The 21,542-nt window shown below is 46.0% G+C and carries 23 protein-coding genes; 3 read left to right on the top strand and 20 right to left on the bottom strand.

Annotated elements, in window-relative coordinates; translation table 11 throughout:
- Positions 1–75 precede the first annotated feature (75 nt).
- Entirely contained in the window at positions 76–753 is a 678-nt protein-coding gene (locus ACMQ5W_RS12995; protein WP_148492529.1) for a GntR family transcriptional regulator, read from the top strand.
- Positions 754–783: 30 nt separating this feature from the next.
- On the opposite strand, the gene ACMQ5W_RS13000 is transcribed toward ACMQ5W_RS12995, so the two are convergent.
- The gene (locus tag ACMQ5W_RS13000) at positions 784–2,196 is read right to left on the bottom strand and encodes an APC family permease (protein ID WP_419025532.1); all 1,413 of its coding nucleotides are present in this window, start codon (positions 2,194–2,196) and stop codon (positions 784–786) included.
- Between the two features lie 298 nt (positions 2,197–2,494).
- Between ACMQ5W_RS13000 and ACMQ5W_RS13005 the strand changes: the two genes are divergently transcribed.
- Entirely contained in the window at positions 2,495–3,310 is an 816-nt protein-coding gene (locus tag ACMQ5W_RS13005; RefSeq protein WP_419025533.1) for a carbon-nitrogen hydrolase family protein, read from the top strand.
- 136 nt (positions 3,311–3,446) lie between these two features.
- Here the strand turns inward: ACMQ5W_RS13005 and ACMQ5W_RS13010 are convergent, their stop codons facing one another.
- The 12 genes from ACMQ5W_RS13010 to ACMQ5W_RS13065 form a co-directional block, all read right to left on the bottom strand.
- Positions 3,447–3,827, bottom strand: a complete 381-nt coding sequence (locus tag ACMQ5W_RS13010) for a MerR family transcriptional regulator (RefSeq protein WP_148492527.1) — start codon at positions 3,825–3,827, stop codon at positions 3,447–3,449.
- A 15-nt stretch (positions 3,828–3,842) separates the two neighbouring features.
- Entirely contained in the window at positions 3,843–4,244 is a 402-nt protein-coding gene (locus ACMQ5W_RS13015; protein ID WP_419025534.1) for a cupin domain-containing protein, read from the bottom strand.
- Positions 4,245–4,265: 21 nt separating this feature from the next.
- Entirely contained in the window at positions 4,266–5,132 is an 867-nt protein-coding gene (locus ACMQ5W_RS13020; RefSeq protein ID WP_419025535.1) for a DUF362 domain-containing protein, read from the bottom strand.
- Positions 5,129–5,905, bottom strand: coding sequence for a carboxymuconolactone decarboxylase family protein (locus tag ACMQ5W_RS13025; protein ID WP_419025536.1), 777 nt, complete (start codon positions 5,903–5,905; stop codon positions 5,129–5,131). The genes ACMQ5W_RS13020 and ACMQ5W_RS13025 overlap by 4 nt, the downstream gene beginning before the upstream one ends.
- A 185-nt stretch (positions 5,906–6,090) precedes the next feature.
- A complete protein-coding gene (locus ACMQ5W_RS13030) occupies positions 6,091–7,245 on the bottom strand; it encodes a CynX/NimT family MFS transporter (RefSeq protein WP_419025537.1) in 1,155 nt (384 codons plus the stop codon).
- A gap of 344 nt (positions 7,246–7,589) precedes the next feature.
- Positions 7,590–8,699, bottom strand: a complete 1,110-nt coding sequence (locus ACMQ5W_RS13035; RefSeq protein ID WP_419025538.1) for a metallophosphoesterase — start codon at positions 8,697–8,699, stop codon at positions 7,590–7,592.
- 137 nt (positions 8,700–8,836) lie between these two features.
- The gene (locus ACMQ5W_RS13040) at positions 8,837–9,127 is read right to left on the bottom strand and encodes a hypothetical protein (protein WP_419025539.1); all 291 of its coding nucleotides are present in this window, start codon (positions 9,125–9,127) and stop codon (positions 8,837–8,839) included.
- Positions 9,128–9,181: 54 nt separating this feature from the next.
- Entirely contained in the window at positions 9,182–9,406 is a 225-nt protein-coding gene (locus ACMQ5W_RS13045) for a hypothetical protein (protein WP_419025540.1), read from the bottom strand.
- Between the two features lie 208 nt (positions 9,407–9,614).
- Entirely contained in the window at positions 9,615–9,875 is a 261-nt protein-coding gene (locus ACMQ5W_RS13050; RefSeq protein WP_118333457.1) for a DUF3343 domain-containing protein, read from the bottom strand.
- A gap of 18 nt (positions 9,876–9,893) precedes the next feature.
- The gene (locus ACMQ5W_RS13055; protein ID WP_419025541.1) at positions 9,894–11,132 is read right to left on the bottom strand and encodes a D-alanyl-D-alanine carboxypeptidase family protein; all 1,239 of its coding nucleotides are present in this window, start codon (positions 11,130–11,132) and stop codon (positions 9,894–9,896) included.
- Between the two features lie 73 nt (positions 11,133–11,205).
- The gene (gene tenpIN / locus ACMQ5W_RS13060; protein WP_419025542.1) at positions 11,206–11,682 is read right to left on the bottom strand and encodes a type III toxin-antitoxin system TenpIN family toxin; all 477 of its coding nucleotides are present in this window, start codon (positions 11,680–11,682) and stop codon (positions 11,206–11,208) included.
- A 543-nt stretch (positions 11,683–12,225) separates the two neighbouring features.
- Positions 12,226–13,119, bottom strand: a complete 894-nt coding sequence (locus ACMQ5W_RS13065; protein ID WP_419025543.1) for a DMT family transporter — start codon at positions 13,117–13,119, stop codon at positions 12,226–12,228.
- Between the two features lie 115 nt (positions 13,120–13,234).
- On the opposite strand from ACMQ5W_RS13065, the gene ACMQ5W_RS13070 reads away from it, so the two are divergent.
- The gene (locus tag ACMQ5W_RS13070) at positions 13,235–14,140 is read left to right on the top strand and encodes an AraC family transcriptional regulator (protein ID WP_419025544.1); all 906 of its coding nucleotides are present in this window, start codon (positions 13,235–13,237) and stop codon (positions 14,138–14,140) included.
- A 269-nt stretch (positions 14,141–14,409) separates the two neighbouring features.
- Here ACMQ5W_RS13070 and ACMQ5W_RS13075 read toward each other — a convergent pair whose 3' ends face one another.
- The 7 genes from ACMQ5W_RS13075 to ACMQ5W_RS13105 all read right to left on the bottom strand — a co-directional run bounded on the left by ACMQ5W_RS13075 (position 14,410) and on the right by ACMQ5W_RS13105 (position 21,457).
- Positions 14,410–15,009 (bottom strand): ABC-2 transporter permease, encoded by a 600-nt coding sequence (locus ACMQ5W_RS13075; protein WP_419025545.1) that lies wholly within the window; start codon positions 15,007–15,009, stop codon positions 14,410–14,412.
- Complete coding sequence (locus ACMQ5W_RS13080; protein WP_419025546.1) at positions 15,002–15,256, bottom strand: hypothetical protein; 255 nt, start codon at positions 15,254–15,256, stop codon at positions 15,002–15,004. Before ACMQ5W_RS13080 ends, ACMQ5W_RS13075 begins: the two co-directional genes overlap by 8 nt.
- A gap of 150 nt (positions 15,257–15,406) precedes the next feature.
- Positions 15,407–15,877, bottom strand: a complete 471-nt coding sequence (locus ACMQ5W_RS13085; RefSeq protein ID WP_419025547.1) for an LURP-one-related/scramblase family protein — start codon at positions 15,875–15,877, stop codon at positions 15,407–15,409.
- Positions 15,878–16,352: 475 nt separating this feature from the next.
- Complete coding sequence (locus ACMQ5W_RS13090) at positions 16,353–17,498, bottom strand: isocitrate/isopropylmalate family dehydrogenase (RefSeq protein WP_419025548.1); 1,146 nt, start codon at positions 17,496–17,498, stop codon at positions 16,353–16,355.
- Between the two features lies 1 nt (position 17,499).
- Entirely contained in the window at positions 17,500–19,431 is a 1,932-nt protein-coding gene (locus ACMQ5W_RS13095; protein ID WP_419025549.1) for an aconitate hydratase, read from the bottom strand.
- Positions 19,400–20,077 (bottom strand): GntR family transcriptional regulator, encoded by a 678-nt coding sequence (locus ACMQ5W_RS13100; RefSeq protein ID WP_419025550.1) that lies wholly within the window; start codon positions 20,075–20,077, stop codon positions 19,400–19,402. Before ACMQ5W_RS13100 ends, ACMQ5W_RS13095 begins: the two co-directional genes overlap by 32 nt.
- Before the next feature lie 12 nt (positions 20,078–20,089).
- A complete protein-coding gene (locus ACMQ5W_RS13105) occupies positions 20,090–21,457 on the bottom strand; it encodes a 2-isopropylmalate synthase (RefSeq protein WP_419025551.1) in 1,368 nt (455 codons plus the stop codon).
- Between the last annotated feature and the right edge of the window lie 85 nt (positions 21,458–21,542).

Raw genomic sequence — 21,542 nt, forward strand, 5'->3', positions numbered from 1 at the left:
TTAAATGATTTGATTTCTCAGAAGTTAGATGCTAAAATGGTCTTATAAAATGATGGTTTACATTGGAGGTTTATCATGGGAAGCAAGACCACTCTATCAGAACAAATATATCAAGAACTCTACCAAGATATTACAAAACAGAGACTGTACTGCGGACAAAAACTTACATTGAAGGAGTTAAAAGAGCGCTTCGGCACCAGCCAGACGCCGATCAGAGAAGCCCTGACACGCCTGACCGAAGACGGGCTGATCAATTATTACTCTAATCTGGGTGTTGCTGTGACCGAGTTTACGGAAGCAGATATTCGGGAACTATTTCAGTGTATCAGTGAGTTTGACGCACTGGCAATCCGTTTCTGCCGCAATTCGTTTACCCATGCGCCTCTAGTTTTTGAGTTAGAAAAAATTGTAGAGACCGGCAGCAAGCTTCTGGCAGAAGGGGATATTGAAAGCTGGAGACACTATTCCGACGAAGCGCACTTAGTCTTCTATCGCCATGCACAGAACCACTATCTGGATGACTCCGCCAAACGGCTGCGGGCAAAAATTGATCTCCTCTCTAACTTGTATTATGACGGTGATCCCATCCAAGTAGAGAACATCAATAACGGACATCTATCCATCTTGGAGTGTATCAAGAAAGGCGACTTTGAAGAGGCTGCAGCTATCATGTGCATCCACCTTCAATACAATATGGTCTATGCTCTCAACGCATATAAAGAATTTAAAGAAAAAGGATGCGGCTGTATGTAAGGCCACATCCTTTTTCTATCTGTCTAAATTTTAAACACTTTTCTTTAATTCTTCATCCATCTTTCTGCACGCCTCTTCTCTCTCACTCCACTCTGGATAAGGGGATCTCATATCCGCAATCAGATCACGGCCCTGCCTCTTCAAATACCTGATTCTCAGGTAGAAATAGACCACCGATGCTGCCGCCCCGATTCCGATCAGAACCCACACGGTTGCTCCCAGAGTAGAAAGCATGGTAAAGGACAGATATCCAGAAGCAATCGCCGCAAAGACTGAAACGACATAGGTGAATGCCTTGTTCATCTTAAAACCGGCATGATGGCACGCATGAGGATACCGCTTGTACAAGAAAAACGGAATCAATGCCATCAACAGGTTAGAAAGGGTATTTACAAAAGAAAACATGGTCATCAGCACGCCAAAGCCTGCGCCGGTAGCCGCCAGGATCATGGCAAAGACCATGACATAAATAAAGGTTCCAACAGGTACATTGTGCTTGTTTCTCCTTGCAAAGCCTTCCGGGTATACACCGCTGTCCGCAGCAACGGCTACAGAAGCTACTGACAACATGATTTGCGGTACCATAGAAGTCAGGACGCCGCAGAGCGGTCCGCCTACGATAAAAAAGGTTACCAACGCAGGTGACATGAACTCCCTCGCTACATCAGACAATGTCACTAGCTGGCTGCCTTCCATAGCGCCCAGGCTGACAACAGCCATAAGGATATAGACCACGCAGACCAATACCGGAGCCAGGATCATGGCAAGAGGCAGATTTCTTCTCGGATTCTCCACATCGCCTGCAATTTGTGAAATTGACCCCGCTCCCGACAAAGAGGATGACAAAATGCCGACGGCAGCGCTGAAAGAGGTCAGCTTTACTCCGGGGCGAATAATGTCTGCCAAAACTAGCTGGCCCGGATTCATATTTGGCACACCGATAAAAACATAAAGTCCGATCGCTACCAACAGCATGGCCACCATGATATTATTTACCGATACGAAGGTATGGTTGCCAAACCAGCCAATCCCTGTGTAAATGATCAAAATGGCGATGCTGATCAAAACCTGCTTGCCATCTAACGAAGGGATTAAGGCAACAAAGTAATCCGAAAACAGTACGGCAAAAACCGATACCAGTACGGGGAACAGCAGATTTTGAACTGCCATGAACAACCCTGCCATGGGATGAACCAGCTTTGCCTGATAGAGGAAAAAACTTCCCGTTGCCGGAATCACCGAAGAAGCAAACATATTTGGAATTAGACAAGCGATAATGTAAATTACAGCGATTATGAGAGCCCCTACAGCACCTGGACCGATGCTGTTAATCACTTCTGGCAGAGATCCGAAAATGCCGGATCCGATAATTGTGCCAATACCTGTTGCAATACAGCCGATGAGGCCGATTTTCTTAATCTGTGCATTACTTCCTTTACTCATTTTTTCTCCTTATTTATAAATTACATCAGATAAAATAGGTTGTAAATCAGGAATAATTTTGCAAAATGTTTTTATATATTATAAAATATCACATAGTCACCCTTTCGTCAATATATTTGCAAAATATTAATTATTTTTGCAAAATTTACAATTTAAGAAAAAAAGTTATACACATTGGTTCTCCTATTGCTGAGAATTGTATCTTGCGCCAAGTCATGCAGTAGGAGTAAAATGAGAAGTACGATGAACTCAATATTGGTTCCAGTTGATCGAAAAATCCACGATGGAGGTATCTTTTATGAAAATCGCACAACTGCAGACCCACGTCTTTTCAGATGAAGAGCGCAATATGGTCTGTCTTGAGGAGCATATCGACAAGGTGATGCCGGAAGCCCCTGATCTCATCACCTTAGGGGAAATGTTCAGCTGCCCTTACATTACAGAGAACTTTCCCCTCTATGCGGAAGCCGAAGGCGGCCATATCTGGCAAAAGCTCAGTGCTCTCGCTGCAAAATACAGCATCTATCTTTCCGCCGGTTCCGTACCAGAAGTGGAAGACGGACATATTTATAACACGGCCTATGTCTTCGATCGGAATGGCTCTCAAATTGCAAAGCATAGAAAGATGCACCTCTTTGATATTGACATCGCTGGCGGACAATCCTTCAAAGAATCCGATACGCTGACATCTGGAAACCGGGTTACGGTCTTCGATACGGAGTTCGGCAAAATCGGACTCTGCATCTGTTTTGATTTTCGTTTTCCAGAACTCGGCAGACTGATGGCACTTGCAGGAGCCAAACTGATTCTAGTGCCCGCCGCTTTTAACATGACCACTGGCCCCGCTCATTGGGAAATCATGTTCCGCAGTCAGGCGCTGAACAACCAATGTTTTGTGGCCGGTACGTCTCCAGCTCGAGATACAGATTTTTCCTATGTAGCCTGGGGACATTCGCTGCTCGTCAGTCCGTGGGGCGATATCATACAGGAGATGGATGAAAAAGAGGGATGGATCATCTCTGAAATCAACCTGGACGATGTGGACAAAATTCGCCGCCAGCTGCCTCTCCTCTCAGCGCGCAGGACCGACGTCTATGAACTCAAAGAACTTTAGAGCGAAACCACTTCAGTATCTTAAGAATCAGTTCGGCACTCGACGAAACAATTCTTGTACTCTATAAAAAGAAAAGGAGGGAATCTTGTATTTCACAATTTCCCTCCGCTCTTCGAACCTAAGTCTTATGGCTGCGCTATTCCTCTGCCAGTTCTCTTTCCTTCGGCACCAAGGTATCTTCATAGTGCTCCAGTTTCGTATTCAGATATTCCAAGGTTCCCTGCATCTCTTCAATTTTCTTGATCAGTTCATCCCTCTGATCGATCAGAATCTGCTTTCTGGTCGTGATCGTGTCGTCTCCCTGCTGAAACAAGGAAACATATTCTATCAACGCCTCGATGGAAATCCCCGCGCCGCGCATGCATTTAGCAAAACCAACCCATCCCAGATCCTTTTCGCCGTAGTCTCTGATGCCGCTTTTCGTTCTTTTGACAGGCGGAATCAAACCGATTCTCTCATAATATCTAAGCGTATCTGCTGAGATATCCATTATTTTGCTCACTTCAGCGATTGTCATCACATACACCTCCTATTACAAACGATTATACTCCTCTTCAGCGACAGTTTCCAGCCATTCATTCGAAGCACCCTCTGCCGGCACCTCTACGGCCAGATGGGAAAACCAACTGTCTTTTGCCGCACCATGCCAATGCTTTACTTCTGGCGGAATATTCACCACATCACCAGGGTGTAATTCTCTGGCTGGTTTCTCCCATTCTTGATACCAGCCTCTGCCGCCGGTAACGAGGAGAATCTGTCCGCCCTTATGATGAATATGCCAATCATTGCGGCACCCCGGTTCAAAAGTCACATTGCCGATAGAAACGCCTGTGGTCGTCAGCATGGAGAGATAACTCTGGCCAACAAAATACTGAGCGAACGCCTCGTTCTTTTCACCGATAGGAAAAATGGAACTTTCCATAAAATCATTCATATAGATCGACCTCCCTTGTCTTCACTCTGCTGTAATCAATTCATATTCCCTTGTTCCATAACCCAGCGCGGATGCGGCCTCGATGGTATGAACACCGTTGCGGGATTCAATTCGTTCCAAAAGGTGATCTCTGCCCGGATCTTCTGCTGCGTATACTAAGTCTAAGCAAGCCTGATCAATGGCGATAGGATCTGTAGATGCCAGAATACCGATATCTTGCATACACGGATCTTCTGCCACTGCACAACAATCGCAGTCTACGGACATATTCTTCATCACGTTGATATAGATGATGTGCCCTTCAAAATAGTCTGTAACAGATTTTGCCGCATCTGCCATAGATTCTAAAAATCGGTCGTGATCAGCCGTCCACATTTCATCGGGCTTACCCGCACCGTGTATATATGCTTTGCCGTAAGACGATGCGACACCGATGGACAACTGCTTGATAGCGCCTCCATATCCTCCCATGGGATGTCCTTTAAAGTGTGACAGTACCAGCATGGAATCATAAGCGGCCAAATTTTTGCCGACATAATTCTTCTGGATGACTTTTCCACTTGGAATAGCAAGTTCCAGATCAGGCCCTTCTCCATCCAAAACATCGACCTCGAAAGATTTACTCCAACCATGGTTTTCCATCAGCTGCAAATGTTTTTCGGTAGTATCCCGCTCTCCATCGTAAGCTGTGTTGCATTCAACTACAGTTCCGCCTACATGATCAATGACAGGCTTCCAAAACTCCGGTTTCAAAAAGTTCTGATTGCCCGCTTCCCCGGAATGAACCTTAATGGCAGTCTTACCGTTCAGTTCTTTTCCTACTATCTTATAAAGGTCTAGTACCTTTTCCGCTGTTATTTCTTTTGTAAAATATACTTTTGTGTTCATCGCTCCTCCTTGTCTATCCCTATAGTTTTTGCCGCTGTATCAATACATTGCAACGCATTCAGTGCCCGCGGATAACCGATATAAGGGATACATTGTGATATAACTTTGATCAGAAATTGCCTGTCATTACCGATTCTCATGTTACCTGCTGCGTGGCCGGTCAACTGCGATTCGCAAGCCCCCTGTGCCGCCAGAAAACAAAATGTAATCAGTTCCCGCTGTTCGTTATCCAAACCGGATCTGGTGTAATAATCTCCAAAGCAATTTTCTGCCAGCCACGCATTGATGTGTCTAGTCTCTTGCGGCGCTTGGTTCCAAAAGTCTCTCATCCCTTCGCCGAAGATTTCCACTTGCTTTTCATTTCCTCTTGTCAGCCGTTCTTCTCTTGATACCGTTTTCTGACTTTTCAGAGGCATTCGAATTCCTCTTTCTGCCAGGATTCCGTTGAGCACCTTTAAAAACGGATATACCCTGCCTATACCCAGATATGCCGTCGCCTGGTAGACAATTTCCTTGATTTCCACAGGCGTTACGCCAAGGTTCAGAGCTGCACCTGTCATATTTTTAAATACGTCCAGACCCTGACATCCAAGAAGTGCCGCTAAAATAGCGAGCATGCGGCTGTGGTCATTCAAGTCATCCTGATCCGCTGCTTGATGAAAGGCGAAATGCGCAAAGAGTTCAGCAAACTCTGGATCTGTTTCTCTTATAGTCCCACTGCCTTCAGGGAACATCTGCCGATGACATTGCTCTGCAAATTGATCTGTAGCCATTCTCTTTCCTCCTTTTCTGTTCTATAAACACTTTACTACTTAGAGTGCACTCCAAGTCAAGGCTTTTTCTCTGAGAAGACAAAAATATGCATCAAACCCAGCAATATAAAAACCAGCTATTGAAAACGAGATACTTCATTTCTCAATAGCTGGTTTTTATTATTCTATTTTTTCTTAATACGCTTTTATACTTTTCGATCTTTGGCTGCGTTCCAGCCTGCCGTAAACAGTGGCACCATGATGACGATCAAAATGGTCAGAGTGATGGTCCAATTCTGTGTCAGATCGAAGACAACTCCCATAGCAGAAGGTCCAACAGCAGCGAGGATATAACCAGCCGCCTGGCTCATGCCGGAAAGCTGACCGGAAACGGCGGCATTGCTGGCTCTGGTATTGATCATCAGCATGGCAATGCTCAGGCAGCAGCCAGAACAGAAACCACAGATGGCCACACCGATACTGATGACCGCTTTGATTTGGAAAGCCGTAATCATCAGGAGTCCCGGCACGTAAGCAGCTGCAATCAGACATACGACCCATCTCTGGTCATTCTTACGCCCTGCCAGCAGCGGCGTGATAAAGGATGCCGGTATTCCTAAAATCTGATAGATGCTGAACAGATAACCTGCTGTCTCTGCATCAAAACCTTTGACAGCCAGGATCGTTGGCAGCCAGGCCACGAAGCAGTAGAAGAGCAGAGACTGAAGCCCCATGAAGAGGGACAACCAGATGGCTATGGAATTTTTAAACAGTCCCTTCACCGCATCGCCATGTTCCTGCTTCATCTTCATCGAAACAAAAGGAAGCCAGAACAGAAGCCCGATTACAACCAAAATAACCCACACTGCCATGGAGTTTCTCCATCCTACATGCAGCGCCAGAGGTGCGCTGATTGCCGCTGAAATGCTGGCAAAGAGACCCATGGATGCCGTATAGACACTGGTCAGAGCAGCCGCTTTCTCTGGGAATTTTCCTTTGATGATGACGGGCAGAAGCACATTGCCAAAGGCGATGCCCACGCCGGCTAAAACAGTCCCCAAAAACAACCCTGCAGTTCCAAGATAGGAGCGAACCAGAAGTCCTGCTGCCATAATGAAAAAAGAAAGCAGGATGGTCTTTCCCTCTCCCAGCTTTGCAGAGATTTTGCTCACCAAAAGCGACATCGCCGCAAAGGCCAGCAGTGGTATGGTCGTAATAAAACCTGTAGCACCGGAAGATAAGTGCAGGTCACTTTGAATCATGCTCACCAGAGGCCCGACACCTGTTAAAGCAGCCCTCAGATTGAACCCGATAAACATAATCGCTAATACAAATAATACTTTTCTATTTTTCTCTTTCATAATACCATATTTTAACACACAGGACTAGCGGTAGGCAAGGATTTTCCTCAGGCGGACCGCGGCAAAAGCATAAAAGCTGCCCAAGTTGACCTGCAGAGACAATTTTTACTATATGACGTTATTTTCACAATTTGAGTATAATTATTTGGAAGTTAATGTAAAAATCATTGGCACTGGAGAGCTTTTACTGTTGGTATTAACCAGCAATGACTCTTCTAACGTCTATTTATGGGATACACTGGGATTTTTTTATACTCATTTTTTGAAAAAGACTCTATATAGTAAAACTTCTGTTGCAGCTGAACCGACTTCGTCTGCGATCAGACTCTCATGTTTTGCAGTGCTCAAGCAGGCTGCACAATATTTATGACAACGTACTCTGAAGGCCCCTCTGTCCTGATTGGGTATCCCCAGCCTGCCATGCCTGAGCTGACGATGACTCTGAAATTTTTAATGTCATGTATTCCATAGTACTCTTCGTTAACGCCGACCAGTTTGCTCAGAAAACCCATAGGCCAAATCTGGCCCGCATGGGTGTGTCCGGACAGTTGCAAATCAATTCCTGCCTCTGCATTCTCCGCAAGGTCCACCGGCTGATGATCCAGCAGCAGTAGGAAATTTTTCTCTGGCACCTGTGATGTCAGAGATGCAATGGACGCGCGATTTTTGACGGACGCATCCTGCCTGCCAATCAAGGTGTATCCATCGGCCAATTCTATAACCTCGTCTTCCAAAACCTTGATACCAGCTCCTGCCAGTGCCTCTTTCAGCTGTTCAGATGTATAAGCCGGGCTGGCCGTATACTGATTGACGTCGTGATTGCCGAATATGTAATAAGATCCGTAGGTTGTTTCAATCTTTGACAACATATCCACGGTTTCTTTCATCTGCCCTAGGGTGGTGGTTTCGTCAAAGATATCCCCAGTCAAAACCAAAAGGTCGGCTTCCTCTGCCTGAATCTGTTTAAAACATTCTTCCATCTCCTTTTTATCCAGAGATGTTCCCGTATGCAGGTCCGATATCTGTACCACCTTCAGATCGCTGCCGACCGCCTTTGCCGCCTCTACCGTATATTCCGTGCGCTGTACATTGTGCATGTTAAAATAGCCATAGGTCAAAACTACCACGGCCACGACGACACTGATGATGCCGCTTTTGTAAAGAAATGACCAAACCCTCTGGAATTTCTCCTGCGGAATTCTTTTCAGTAAGAAATTAGCAAGCTCCATGAAAAAACACGCCAGAAGGAGGTGCAGCATAATCATGAAACTGAAATCCATCATCCTTATACCCAAGGCTGCCACAGCTGCAGCCAGCAGCACTGCCAAAGCCCTGCTCTTCTTCGTCTTCTTTTCAATTCCAAACAGCGTAAGCAGCCGACGAAAAAAGAAGTAAAAATAGATTCCCGCCGGTACCACAAACCCCGCTGCTAATAAGTAGAATATAATCGCCATCTGTTGCTCCTTTTATTTGTCTTTTCTATTACTATACTACCTGGAGTACACTCCAAGTCAAGATGTCCAACAAAAAAAGAGGCGGTTTATTCAATGTCATTAACTTAATGGCATTGGTTCATTTGCCTCTTTTTATATTAATTTAGTTCTTTCAACTCCATACAGATATCGCATACTTGTAAAAGATTCTTCACTAAATCCAACGCCTTATCATATCTGGAAATGATTTTCTCCTCTGGCACATCATGTCCGCCTGCTGCCACTCTCGATTTCACACGGTAAACATTGATTAAAGGGTCTGCAGTCAGAATATAATAGCATCGAATAAAGTAGCCTTTTCCCTTAGCTTGTTGGAGCAGCTTTAAATTCCGATCCGTGGATAACACAGTTTCAAAACAGAATTCTTCCATCTTTTCTAAGTGTCGCAAGCGCTGTTGCTCTGCTAGATACCTGATCCATTAGGTCCAGCAAACACTACAACCTCAGGTGCGGTTTCTTTTTCTTTCACTATACCGTCCTCTCCGCAGTCGATCTTTTGATTCTATGATGGTTCCATCACTTGCCTGCATGCATACCTTCTGTGTTTCTCTATCAAAAACAGCAATTGGCTGATTTCTAGCTTTTCTCTTCTCTAACTCCAATCTTATGGCAGCATTTGCTCTTTTTACGACTTGATCATCCGTTATGATTTTTCGATCCCTCACCATCAAACACCGTCCTTTCACTCATATATCTATTATATACCAACATCTTTTGATAATCCATCATAATTATTCCTAATATCATATCGGGGAAGAAACTGCAATGATATCTAAGTACAGGCAAAAAAAGAGCGGCTCTGCCGCCAAGTTGTTGCTAAAGACTCTGATTGAGAGTTCATTTCGCCCCAGCCCTGCTCTGTGAGCCGCTCTTATTTTACACTCTGTTATACGTTTTTACGCCTTTTTCATTCTTTGAAATGTGATAGACGCCCTTTGCAACAATTTGTCTTTCATCAAGAACACTCCGCACCCTTTCTATGGAGTCGATTCTCAGATATAGTCCGGTGCTGCAGGAATGGGCGACCTGTGGCGGCAGCTTGCGTAAAGTGGAGTGATACCCATTTTCCTCCAGTACGTCTCTGGCATACGCCGCCTTGTAAAACGATGAAAAAGACATGATAAACTCTTTATCCACGCTTCTTCCCCCTAACTGTTAGAACAGATTTTTTATCTTTCGTATGTAATAGGTCACAAAGGAAACCTTTTCTACCTTTCTGTCAGAGACCAGCTCGCAGGAACCGACCTTTTCCTTGCCGCAGTACACATTGAGCGTTCCGACCTTCGCGCCTTTTTTAAGAGGCAGCTTGATATTTTTATCAATGGAGGCCTTGAACTTCGCCGTTTTTTCTTCGCCCTTCTTTACAAAAGCGGTGGCTTTCTCCTTAGCAACTGCGTTGATGGTATATGGTTCGCCTTTATCTAGTGTGACCTTTTTTATTTTCTGTCCTTTATCAGCCAGGGTTACCGATGAATAATTTGCAAAGCCATAATTGAGAAGTTTCGATACTTCTTCAAAACGTATCTTTGATGTCTGCGCGCCCAATACGACAGCAATCAAAGTCGTGTCTTCCTTTGTTGCCGACGCTGACAAGCAGAAACCCGCATCCTGGGTGAATCCGGTTTTGATGCCGTTTGCGCCTGGATACTGCTTGATCAGTTTATTCGTATTGGTGAGGCCGAAGTCCTTCTCCTTGCCAGGCAGCCCCACTTTGATGGTGGTCTGCCACGTGTTGAACCACTTCTGCGTGTGCTGGTGCTTCAGAAGGAGACGCGACATCAACCCTATATCATATGCACTGGTATAGTGTTCTGCTACAGGTAAACCGTTGGTATTGACAAAATGAGTGTCTCTCATTCCCAGTTCTTTCGCCCTCTGGTTCATCTTCTCCACAAAGACCTCTTCACTGCCTGCAATGTATTCTGATACAGCGACACATGCATCGTTAGCGGAAACGATGGCAATGCCCTCCAGCATTTCCTCTAACGTATGTACCTCACCGATTTCCATGTACATCTGGCTGCCGCCCATGGATGCAGCCCGCTCGGAAACAGTCACTTTGTCAGACAGCTTCACTTTGCCATCCTCCACCGCTTCCAGAGCCAGCAGCATGGTCATGACCTTTGTTACCGATGCCGGCGGCAATTCTTTGTGTGCGTCCTGCTGGAACAAAACCTTCCCGGTATCCGCATCAATCAAAACCGCGGCCTTAACATTTAGTTTTAAATTCGCATTTTTCTGTTCCTCTGACGGTGCCCCCTGATCCTCAAGGCTGGCAGAAACCGTTTCCAAAGTCACAGGTTCCTGAGGGTTTGAAAAGTATTTCACTCCCATAATTCCACATAAAGATAAAATACAGGCTAAGCAAATCAGTTTTTTTATATTCTTTCTCACAAAAACACCCCTCTCATTCATAAGTAATATATTAACGAGAGGGGTAAATATGACAGGAATGTACGATGCCTTCCTAAATTCCCAGTTCTTTGTGAAAGTATTTAAGGGGAGAATATCTGTACTTTCTATATTCTCTGGAACTCAAAACAGAAATCCCTCTATGATGATTGCAATACTGCTCCAGATATTGCAGCGAATCTCTTTTGATTCTATCAAGGTTCTTTATTACTTTTACGTACTCATCATGACCGATGACTGCTGTTTCGCTGTCTAAGAATTCCGATTTCTGTATAACAACCATCTTTGTATAATCAAGTCTCGTGTTGCCTTCCTCTGTTCTTTCAGAACTTCTGGTCAAAAAACAATAGTTATGCCGGATATTTGTTCGAAAAGGAATGCAGATATAATAGTCATAGTGAGTTTCTAATAATAGGCACTTATACGGCCTCGTTTCTTTTTTTAATATCTCTATGTATGGTGGATTAGGATACGCTCTATAAAATGTACTACTGAGGCATAAAATCTGAAAATCAAAGTCTTGTTCCATCATAAAGTCCTTAAAAATCTATGGGGAAATTGCCTATATAAAGAAACAAGAGGACAGTCCATGTCCTCTTGCTGAATCATCTTCGCTCGGTCAATTTTTATTTTACCGACGAGTCGGAACCGTCACTCGTCTCATCTGCGAAGAAAAATTCTCTCTTTAGTTTCTTTTATTATAAGCATTTTTATTTATGATGTCAACGAAAATAGCAGGTATTTGTAAAAAAATGGAATATATTCAAATCGCTTTTATCATCATCGTCGTCTGTGACGAACCGCCCCTGATGCTGTTTTACCCGTCATTTTATTAAAAGGGCTAAAAACACCTAAAAATTGCGACTTTTGAGGTGCCATTGCAATAACCTCGGTAAGAGATTTGACGAAGTTTCAACGGTTACAGCCGCCGCGACCGCAATATTCCCTTTTCAGCCCACAAATTTTTTAGGTGCTTTTACGTTTTTTTATGGCAATAGGGGTTAACAGAGCAATCAATGTACATAGGCAATTTCAGGTATTTTCAAAACAGCTTCGCACAATCACCCCCTACAGATCAAACCTCCTTACTCAGCAGGAATACCGTTGACAAAATGCAGGTAAATCCGATCAATTCAGCCGCCGTAAAGACGGAGCCAAGCCAGACCGCAGACAGCAAAGCGGCGGTCAGGGGTTCCAAGCAGGCAAGCAAAGCAGCCGTCACCGGTCCGACCATGCTGACTCCCTGGACAAACAAAGTGAACGCGCCCAAGGTTCCGATGAGAACGATGATTGCCAGCAGGAGGTAAGCATAGGTGTCCAAGCCGGCTGGAAGATACCACGATCTTGTGATGATAAAGAACACCAGTCCGCCAATGAGCATGCCGAAGCCAGTCACCGGCAGGCTGCCCCATTTTGACACCGGATTGCGTGAGAGCAGAGAATAACTGGCGGCTCCAGTAGCAGCTCCAATTCCCCAGAAAAGGCCTGGTCCACTGAGTTTCAAACTCGTAAAACTGCCCTTTGTGGCAATCAGCCATACGCCGATCAATGCCAGCAGGATAGAAATCGTCTGTTTCTTTTTTGGCAGAGACCGCGTAGTAACGCAGATAAAAATCGCAATCAATACAATAGACAGATTCTGCAGCACTGTCGCCGTTCCCGAATTGCTCGACTTGATTGCTGCAAGATAGGTGTACTGACAGAGCAGCAATCCCGCCAATGCAAAGAGCAGCAGCTGTATACCCGTTTTCTTGTCTTTCACCATAGCCGTCAAAGTGCCTTTTTTACGCACAGCCGTCCACCCGAGAAGCAAAATCCCCGTGACGCTCATGCGGATTGCTGTCACCCAGGACGTATCTATCTCATAGCTGCGAAACAAAGCCTCACTGCAAGTTCCTGAAAATCCCCAGCATATGGCTCCGACAACACAGCATAAAGTTCCTATTTTTTTACGTTCTTTCTCTTTCATCGACATACCTCCTAAATGTTTATCATCTTGACATTATCATTATATAGATGCTAACATAAGACGTATATCAAAAAAGTGGTTCATTTTATCATTATATTGAGATTTGGAGGAGTTTATGATTGTAAATCAGCTACAGCTGGCAGAGGATCAGCGTGAAATCATGCAGCGCATAACCCCGGGATTTCCGGTATCCGTCTACCAGACCGATTTTTCCGCAAAGCCATATAAGTCTGTCATCTGGCACTGGCATGAAGATTTCCAATTTTGCTGGGTATACAGAGGAACTGTGCGCTTTCAAGTGGTAGATCAAAGCTACACTCTGCCCAAGGACAGCGGAATTTTTATCAACTGCCGCCTAGCCCATACCGCAGAACCTATATCGCCCGATGCTGCCTATTACTGTGTAGATACGCATCCCGACCTGATCTGTCCTGACGCAGAAAGTATTGTCTACAAGCAGATGGTGGAACCCTTTTTCCGAAACACGAGTTCTCCCGTCTTCATTTTTTCGGGCGATACGCCAGAAGGAATCGCGGTGCTCTCTTCTCTTAAGAGGATTTTCACACTATTTAACCAGGAAGGACTTCTGGGCCGCGAGCTCTTCATTCAAAGTGAAATACTGAGGTTGTGGCCGTCCATACTAAAAAGAGCGCAGAATGCGGGCAGTCCCGTCAGCGCTCTTGGAAATGACCGAATCAAAAAGATCGTCACCTATATTGAAGGACATTACGCAGAAAAAATCACCCTTCGTTCTATCGCTGCTCAGATTTTCCTCTCACCAGAAGAATGCAGCCGGTACTTCAAAAAAATCATCGGCACGTCCCTCTTTTCGTTTATCGGCCAATACCGTATCAAAAAAAGCCTGGATCTTCTGTCCAATACCGAACTTACGATTGCCGAGGTAGCACAGCGCTGCGGATTTTCCACACAGAGTTACTATACATCCTGCTTCAAAAAAATCAAGGGCTGCACGCCGAATCAATATCGCAGCAGCCCGACGCAGTATTTGAATTCTATTTAAGCCGGATGAAAAAGCGGCTATATTTTCCACATGGAGAATTCCTCTGTTTTTCGGGGCTTCCAGAGTTTATTCACAGCTTCCACGATATTGTATACAATTCTTTTCACATCTTGCTGTGGATAACTAAAATCGCTATATGTCCGTGATTCCAATGCTTACACAGTTACCTTGATTTGTCAATAGGTGAGTTATCCACATATTTTTGCAAAGTTTGCAGAGTGCGCAAAAAGAACAAGTTTTCCACATCCGCGCGGTAACGCATTGAAGCACTACACTTTTGCACTACATTTAGCAGAGACGACAAAAACGATTACCGCTGCAGGTAATGCCGCGTACCCGTATCCGGCAGGCAGTGCAAAATCGCCAAAAATCCCTGTCTTCACAGCAACGGCTCCTGCAAGAAGAACGGTTACAGGCACGTATTGTGCAGTCTGCAACCCCGGCTGAAAAAACACGTATAAAAATATGCTGTAAAGTGCCAATGTGATGGATAAAGCCCACATCACATCGCCAAATGCCAGCCCGCCGCTAGCGATGACAAAGGCTGCCGCCGCAATTGCATGTGCCGCAATAACCAGAAGCAGCATAACAGCATAGCGGGCAAGGATCCTGGAGCGCTTCGCCACAGGCAGCGCATCGAGAAAGCCTTCTGTCTCGAGATTATCCTCAAGATAGCAGATGACAGAGAGATAGGCGAGGACTGCAATGACAGACGCTGTGGAAAGCGTCACCAGAGGACTTGCAAACACGCCGCGGGCAAAGGCACCTCCGTAAATTGATATCGCCGCTGCACAGATCAGAGATACCGGCGCCAGCTTGCGGCTGAACAACAGATCCTTTTTTATCAGTGCCTTCTGTAATTTATTCATATGCGCCCGCTCCCCTGTTGTAATAGAACAACACATCCTCTACGGTTACATCGATGATATCTTTTTCGATACGCTCGCAGAAATCCTCATCCATGTTCAAACCGTAGAAGACAATGCCATACTCCACCATGATGCCGCCGTTTTCGTGAACTTCAGCCAGAGTGGCATCTGCGTTGGGTCTGATTTTGACAAAATCCTCCCGGATTTCTTCGATCCGCTTATCGAGTGCCAGCTTCCCGTCCACCATGTTACATCACCCGATCTCCAATTTTGTCAATGCCACTGGTGATATGGGAAGAGAAGAGAATTGTCTTCTGTTCTAACGCCGATTATGATTTTCCAGTTAAGCGGAGGTCTTTTTTATCAGTGCCAGAATTCTTCTCGCCATTATTTTTCCTCACTGTCTGGAGCACTTCTCTGCATCGATGGCAAGCACTACCATCAGGGCATCTAAGGCATTCTCTGCCTGATTTACCTCAATGACATAATGATCTGTCATGTGCCACAGGTCCTTTGATATGGAGGCAACCGGATTTCCCTGCTCATCCTCAATCTGATAGTCCCATTCAAAGAAATCGCCTTCTACATGCCAGCGGTTAAAATCGATATCGTATCGAGGCTTAAAAAAGCTCAGTTCCTTGCACAACGTACCTGCAAGCTGTCCTTTGGTATACAGCTCGAACTTAGGCAGAAAAGTGAGAACAATCTCTTTCACCATTCCGACTTCCTGACTGCTCGCGTCATAAATGACCAGCTTGTGCCCCCACGACAACTGTCCCTCTACCGTAAAAACTGTATCTCCATTCTTGTCAAAGATATCATAACTGTCCAGCCAGGAAAAGAATCTCTGTTTAAAATATAATTTCATCATTTACCTCTTAAAATCTACTACTGTGATAAACTTTATATGTAGTTATATTATACACTTTAATAGTATCTCCGTCAAACCCTATGACAGCTCGCAATGTGTCACGGTGTTTTTATGTTTTTGCAGGGATTTTAAATTATTTGACATAAAATCAGCTACGCAGAAGCACTGCCTCAGAGCTATGAAGCCGCTTAGACTTACAATAATAAAGGCATATTGAACAGTGGGTTATTTTTTTGCATGCTCAGCCTACACTACAAACGGTAATCCGTACAAAAGAATAACAAAATCCTCTAAATTCAACTTTTATGAACAGACTCGTAGGTATTCGAAAGAAATCTATTATGTCAAATCAACCAATTCACCAACAAAAACATAAAAACACCGTGGCGTCGTCAGATGCGCGTAAGCAACACCAAGAAAGCGCACAACGGTTCTCCCGCTGTGCGCTTTTTCAATTCCATTCTATCTCTTTTTATAACTTCTCAATTACATAATCGGCAAATTCTTTGCAGGTAGCGCCGTCAGCAAAACCGGTTACGACAACCTTCTTTTCCTTTTCGCTGCACTCTTCCAGCACAGCTGCCAGCTTGTCAGCTTGTGCCGTGAAACCGATATGACGAATCATCATCTCCGCCGCCTTAAAAATGCTGGACGGGTTGGCATAATCGCCCAGCCCCTCTTCGATCATGCGGGGCGCACTGCCGTGGATGGCTTCGAACATGGCGTATTGGTCGCCCATATTGGCGCTGCCGGCAGTTCCTACGCCGCCCTGGATTTCCGCCGCCTCGTCAGTGATGATATCGCCGTACAGGTTTGGCAGTACAAATACCTGGAACTGGTTTCGGATGTCCTTGTTGACTAGATTTGCCGTCATGATGTCGATATACCAGTCGTCAGCCTTGATATTCGGATAATCAGCCGCCACCTCATGGCAGATGCGAGTGAAATTACCATCCGTCTTTTTCATGATATTCGCTTTGGTTACAATGGCTACCTTGTCCTTACCGTTAGCAGCAGCATAATCAAAGGCGGCCTTTGCAATCCTGCGAGTTCCAGACTCTGTTGTCACCTTGAAATCCATGGAAAGTTTACCAGGTATTTCAACACCTCTGCTGCCGAGAACATATTCGCCTTCTGTATTTTCTCTATAGAAGATCCAGTCGATTCCTTCTTCCGGTACCTGTACCGGTCTCACGTTGGCATAGAGATCCAGTTCCCGGCGAAGGGTCACGTTGGCACTCTCCAGGGTGCCGCCTTTTGGCGTGGTCGTCGGTCCTTTGAGCAGAACGTCGCATTCCTTGATAGCTGCCAGGACGTCGTCCGGTACCGCCTTGCCCAGCGCTGTTCTGTTTTCGATGGTAAGTCCTTCGATTTGCTTCAGTATAATGCGGCCGGCAGCGATTTCTTCTGCCATAACTTTGCGCAGCAGGCGTTCTGCCTGTTCCATGATAATCGGTCCGATGCCGTCGCCGCCGCAGACGCCGATGGTGATTTGATCCATGGCCGCAAAGTCCTTTGGCGCACTGCCTGCTTCCATTCGCTCCTGACGAGCCAGCTGTTCTTCCATCAAAGACTTGAACTGCTCGCAGGCTTTTTCTATGTAATCCTTGTTCGTCATCTTATTTTCCCTCTTTTGCTACGTATTTCAAAAGGCTTCCCGCCTTCAAGATTTCCTTCTGTCTGTCTGTAAAACTGCACACCAATATAAAGCTTTCTCCTGTAGTCACATCGGTCAAAGTCATCTCGCCGCTGTCCATGCCAGCATAAATGTCAGTCAGTTTTAACTCGTCGCCTTGACTTACCTTCTCATAATCGTCAGGATTCTTAAAGGTCAGCGGCATAATGCCGGCGTTGATCAAATTGGCAACGTGAATCCGCGCAAAACTCTTGGTGATTACCGCTCTTACACCCAAATACAGAGGTACCAAAGCTGCGTGCTCTCTTGACGAACCTTGTCCGTAGTTGTTGCCGCCTACGATGATGCTGGTTCCAGCAGCCTTAGCTCTCTCTGGGAATGTCTCGTCACAGACGGCAAAGCAGAACTGTGACAAGTGTGGAATATTGGATCTATACGGCAGAATTTTGGAGCCTGCCGGCATGATATGGTCAGTAGTGATGTTATCCCCTACCTTCAGCACCAACGGTGCTTCTAAAATGTCCTCCTGCGGCTTGCTGTCCGGGAAGGCTTTGATATTCGGTCCGCGCAGAACCGGCAGTTCCTCAGCCTCTTCCGGAGAAGCCGGTGGAATCAAGGCGCTGTCGTCTATCTTGAATGCTTCCGGCATACTGACCGCCGGCATAGCTCCTAAGAGCATCGGATCTGTAATTTCGCCAGTCAGTGCAGCTGCAACGGCAGTCTCTGGAGACACCAGATAAACCTGGCCATCTGCAGTACCGCTTCTGCCTTCAAAGTTTCTGTTGAAGGTACGTAAGGACACACCGCCAGAATTCGGTGAGAATCCCATGCCGATGCAAGGACCACACGCGCATTCTAAAACTCTTGCGCCGCTGGCCAGAATATCCGACAGAGCACCACAGTCAGCTAGCATGGAAAGAACCTGTTTTGATCCCGGTGAAATAGACAGGCTGACCTCCGGTCTGATCGTCTTTCCTTTCAGCAATGCCGCTACTTTCAGCATGTCATGCAGAGAAGAGTTGGTACAGGAACCGATGCAGACCTGGTCCACTTTAGTTCCTTTCAGGGATTCTACGGTAACTACATTGTCCGGACTGTGGGGACATGCGATCATCGGTTTCAGAGAAGATAAATCGATGTCGATGACCTTGTCGTAAACCGCATCGTCATCACTTTTTAACTCTCTATAGTCCTCACCTCTTCCTTCTGCTTCCAGGAAGGCTTTGGTCACTTCGTCTGACGGGAAGATGGAAGTGGTTGCACCCAGCTCCGTTCCCATGTTTGTAATCGTCGCTCTTTCAGGTACCGACAAGGAATCCAGTCCTGGACCGCCCCATTCGATGATGGCGCCCACGCCGCCTTTGACAGAGAGAATCCTCAGAATCTCCAGGCTGACATCCTTTGCCGTCACGAAATCACGCAGCTTACCTGTCAGGTTGACCTTGTACATCTTCGGCATAGTGATGTAGTAAGCGCCGCCGCCCATGGCAACCGCCACGTCAAGACCACCAGCGCCCATGGCCAGCATGCCGATACCGCCGCCTGTCGGCGTATGGCTGTCAGAGCCGATCAAAGTCTTTCCCGGCTTACCAAAACGCTCCAGATGCACTTGGTGACAGATGCCATTGCCCGGCCTTGAGAAATATAGTCCGTATTTTTTCGCCATAGACTGGATGAACCGATGGTCATCGGCATTTTCAAATCCAGACTGCAGTGTGTTGTGATCTATGTATGCGACAGAGAGTTCTGTTCTCACTCTCGGAATACCCATGGTTTCAAATTCCAGATAAGCCATAGTGCCTGTGGCATCCTGGGTCAGCGTCTGATCGATGCGCAGAGCGATTTCACTGCCCACGGTCATCTCCCCGCTGATCAAGTGTTCTTTAATTATCTTTTGTGCTATTGTCAGTCCCATATTGATTGTTTCCCTCCATGATATTGTTGTATGCGTGGTCGATATGTACCAGTACCAATGTGTCTACTTTATCGCCGTCCTTTGCAGCGATGGCGTCGTAAATGGCTCTGTGTTCCGCTACGGAATCCATGATTCTGTGTGCCCTCTCCAGTGACACCCGTCTGTATTTCATCATCTTGTGATGAATCGGCGAGAGGATGCCTTCTAAGATGATGCTTCCACATTCTCTATAGATGATGTCGTGGAATTCCGTATCCAGGTCCCTCACCTTTACGGCATCGTCTTTCTGGGCAAAGAACTCCTGCTGGTCGATGTTCTCTTTCAGCTGCTGCAGCCCTTCTTCGCTGATATTCTCTGCAGCTCTTCTCGTGGCAATGACCTCGATTCTCCGCTTCACCTCAAATAAATCGCGCACGTCTTTTTCTGTGACGCCCACGACGACAGTGCCGTTAGGTGAATCCTTGATCAGTTTTTCGTGAGACAATCTGGACATGGCTTCTCTGATCGGTGTGCGGCTGACGCCCAATTCCTCAGAAAGTCTCGTCTCGCTGATGATTTCCCCATAAGCATATTTTCCGCTCAAAATGTTGTATTCTAATGTATCGTAAACCTGGTTTGCCAGGGATACTGACTTGTATTCTATCATCTCTATTCTCCTTTACTCCTCACTCTTGGTTAACTCCTTGATTTTATCCTCAAGCTCTTTATTAGACAAGCTGGTAGTACGGTCGTCGGCGTACATCTCGTCTACCCATTCCTTCAACTGTATGACCAAAGGGCTGTCCTTCGTCACTTTCCTCTCTTCTGTGAGTCCGTAATGTTCGTTGAGCCAATAAGCGATACCGGCCAGTCCGCTGGTCTTGCTCACTGCCACGCCTGGCGTCCTGTTCAGAAGTTTTTTCGTATTAAAAATGTTATAGATTTCCTCGTCTTTCATCAAACCGTCAGCGTGAATGCCCGCCCTTGTGACGTTGAAGTTCTCACCAACAAACGGCGTCTGCAATGGGATATCGTAGCCCATCTCATCCCTGAAATACCTGGCGATCTCTGTAATGACCGTCGGATCCATACCGTCCATGGAACCTCGTAGTGAAGCATATTCAAAGACCATGGCCTCCAGAGGCACATTGCCAGTTCGCTCTCCGATTCCCAGCAGAGAGCAGTTCACAGCGCTGGCTCCGTACAGCCATGCCGTGGAAGCGTTGGCTACTGCCTTGTAGAAATCGTTGTGACCGTGCCATTCCAGCATTTCGCTCGGCACGTTGGAATACTGCTGTAAACCGTAGATGATGCCAGAAACGCTTCGCGGCAGAGCGGCCTCCGTATATGGCACACCGTAGCCCATGGTATCACAGGCTCTGATTTTGATCGGAATGCCAGCCTCTTTTGACAATTCCATGATCTCGTTGACGAAAGGCACGACAAAACCGTAGAAATCCGCTCTCGTAATATCCTCCAGATGGCACCTCGGTACGACCCCTGCATCAAAAGCGTCCTTGATGGTCTCCAGGTAATAGTCCACCGCCTGTCTTCTCGTCATCTGCATCTTCTTGAAGATATGGTAATCGCTGCAGGATACCAGTACGCCTGTCTCTTTGATGCCCAGCTCTTTGACCAACTTGAAATCTTCCTTCTTCGCCCTGATCCAAGTGGTGATCTCAGGGAACCGCAGTCCCAGCTCCATGCACTTTTCTACAGCCTCTCTGTCTTTTTTGGTGTAAATAAAAAATTCGGACTGTCTGATCAGTCCATAAGGGCCGCCTAATTTTGACAGCAGCTGATATAAATCTACAATCTGCTTCACAGTGTAAGGCGCCATAGACTGCTGGCCATCTCTGAACGAAGTATCCGTAATCCAAATATCTTCCGGCATATTCATCGGTACACGTCTTTGGTTAAATACGACTTTCGGTACTTCGTCGTAGTTGTACATATCTCTGTAAAGATTCGGTTCTTTTATATCCTGCAGACTGTACTTATATGTACCCTGTTCCAACAGGTTTGACTTCTTAGATATTTCCAGCATAAATATTACCTCCCAATTCCACTACTGTTCTTTAGCGCAATAACGTGCTACAATCTCTTGTATACAAGTATAATTGTTTACGGTT

The organism is Emergencia sp., from assembly GCF_048465375.1.
Classification (GTDB): Bacteria; Bacillota; Clostridia; order Peptostreptococcales; family Anaerovoracaceae; genus Senimuribacter.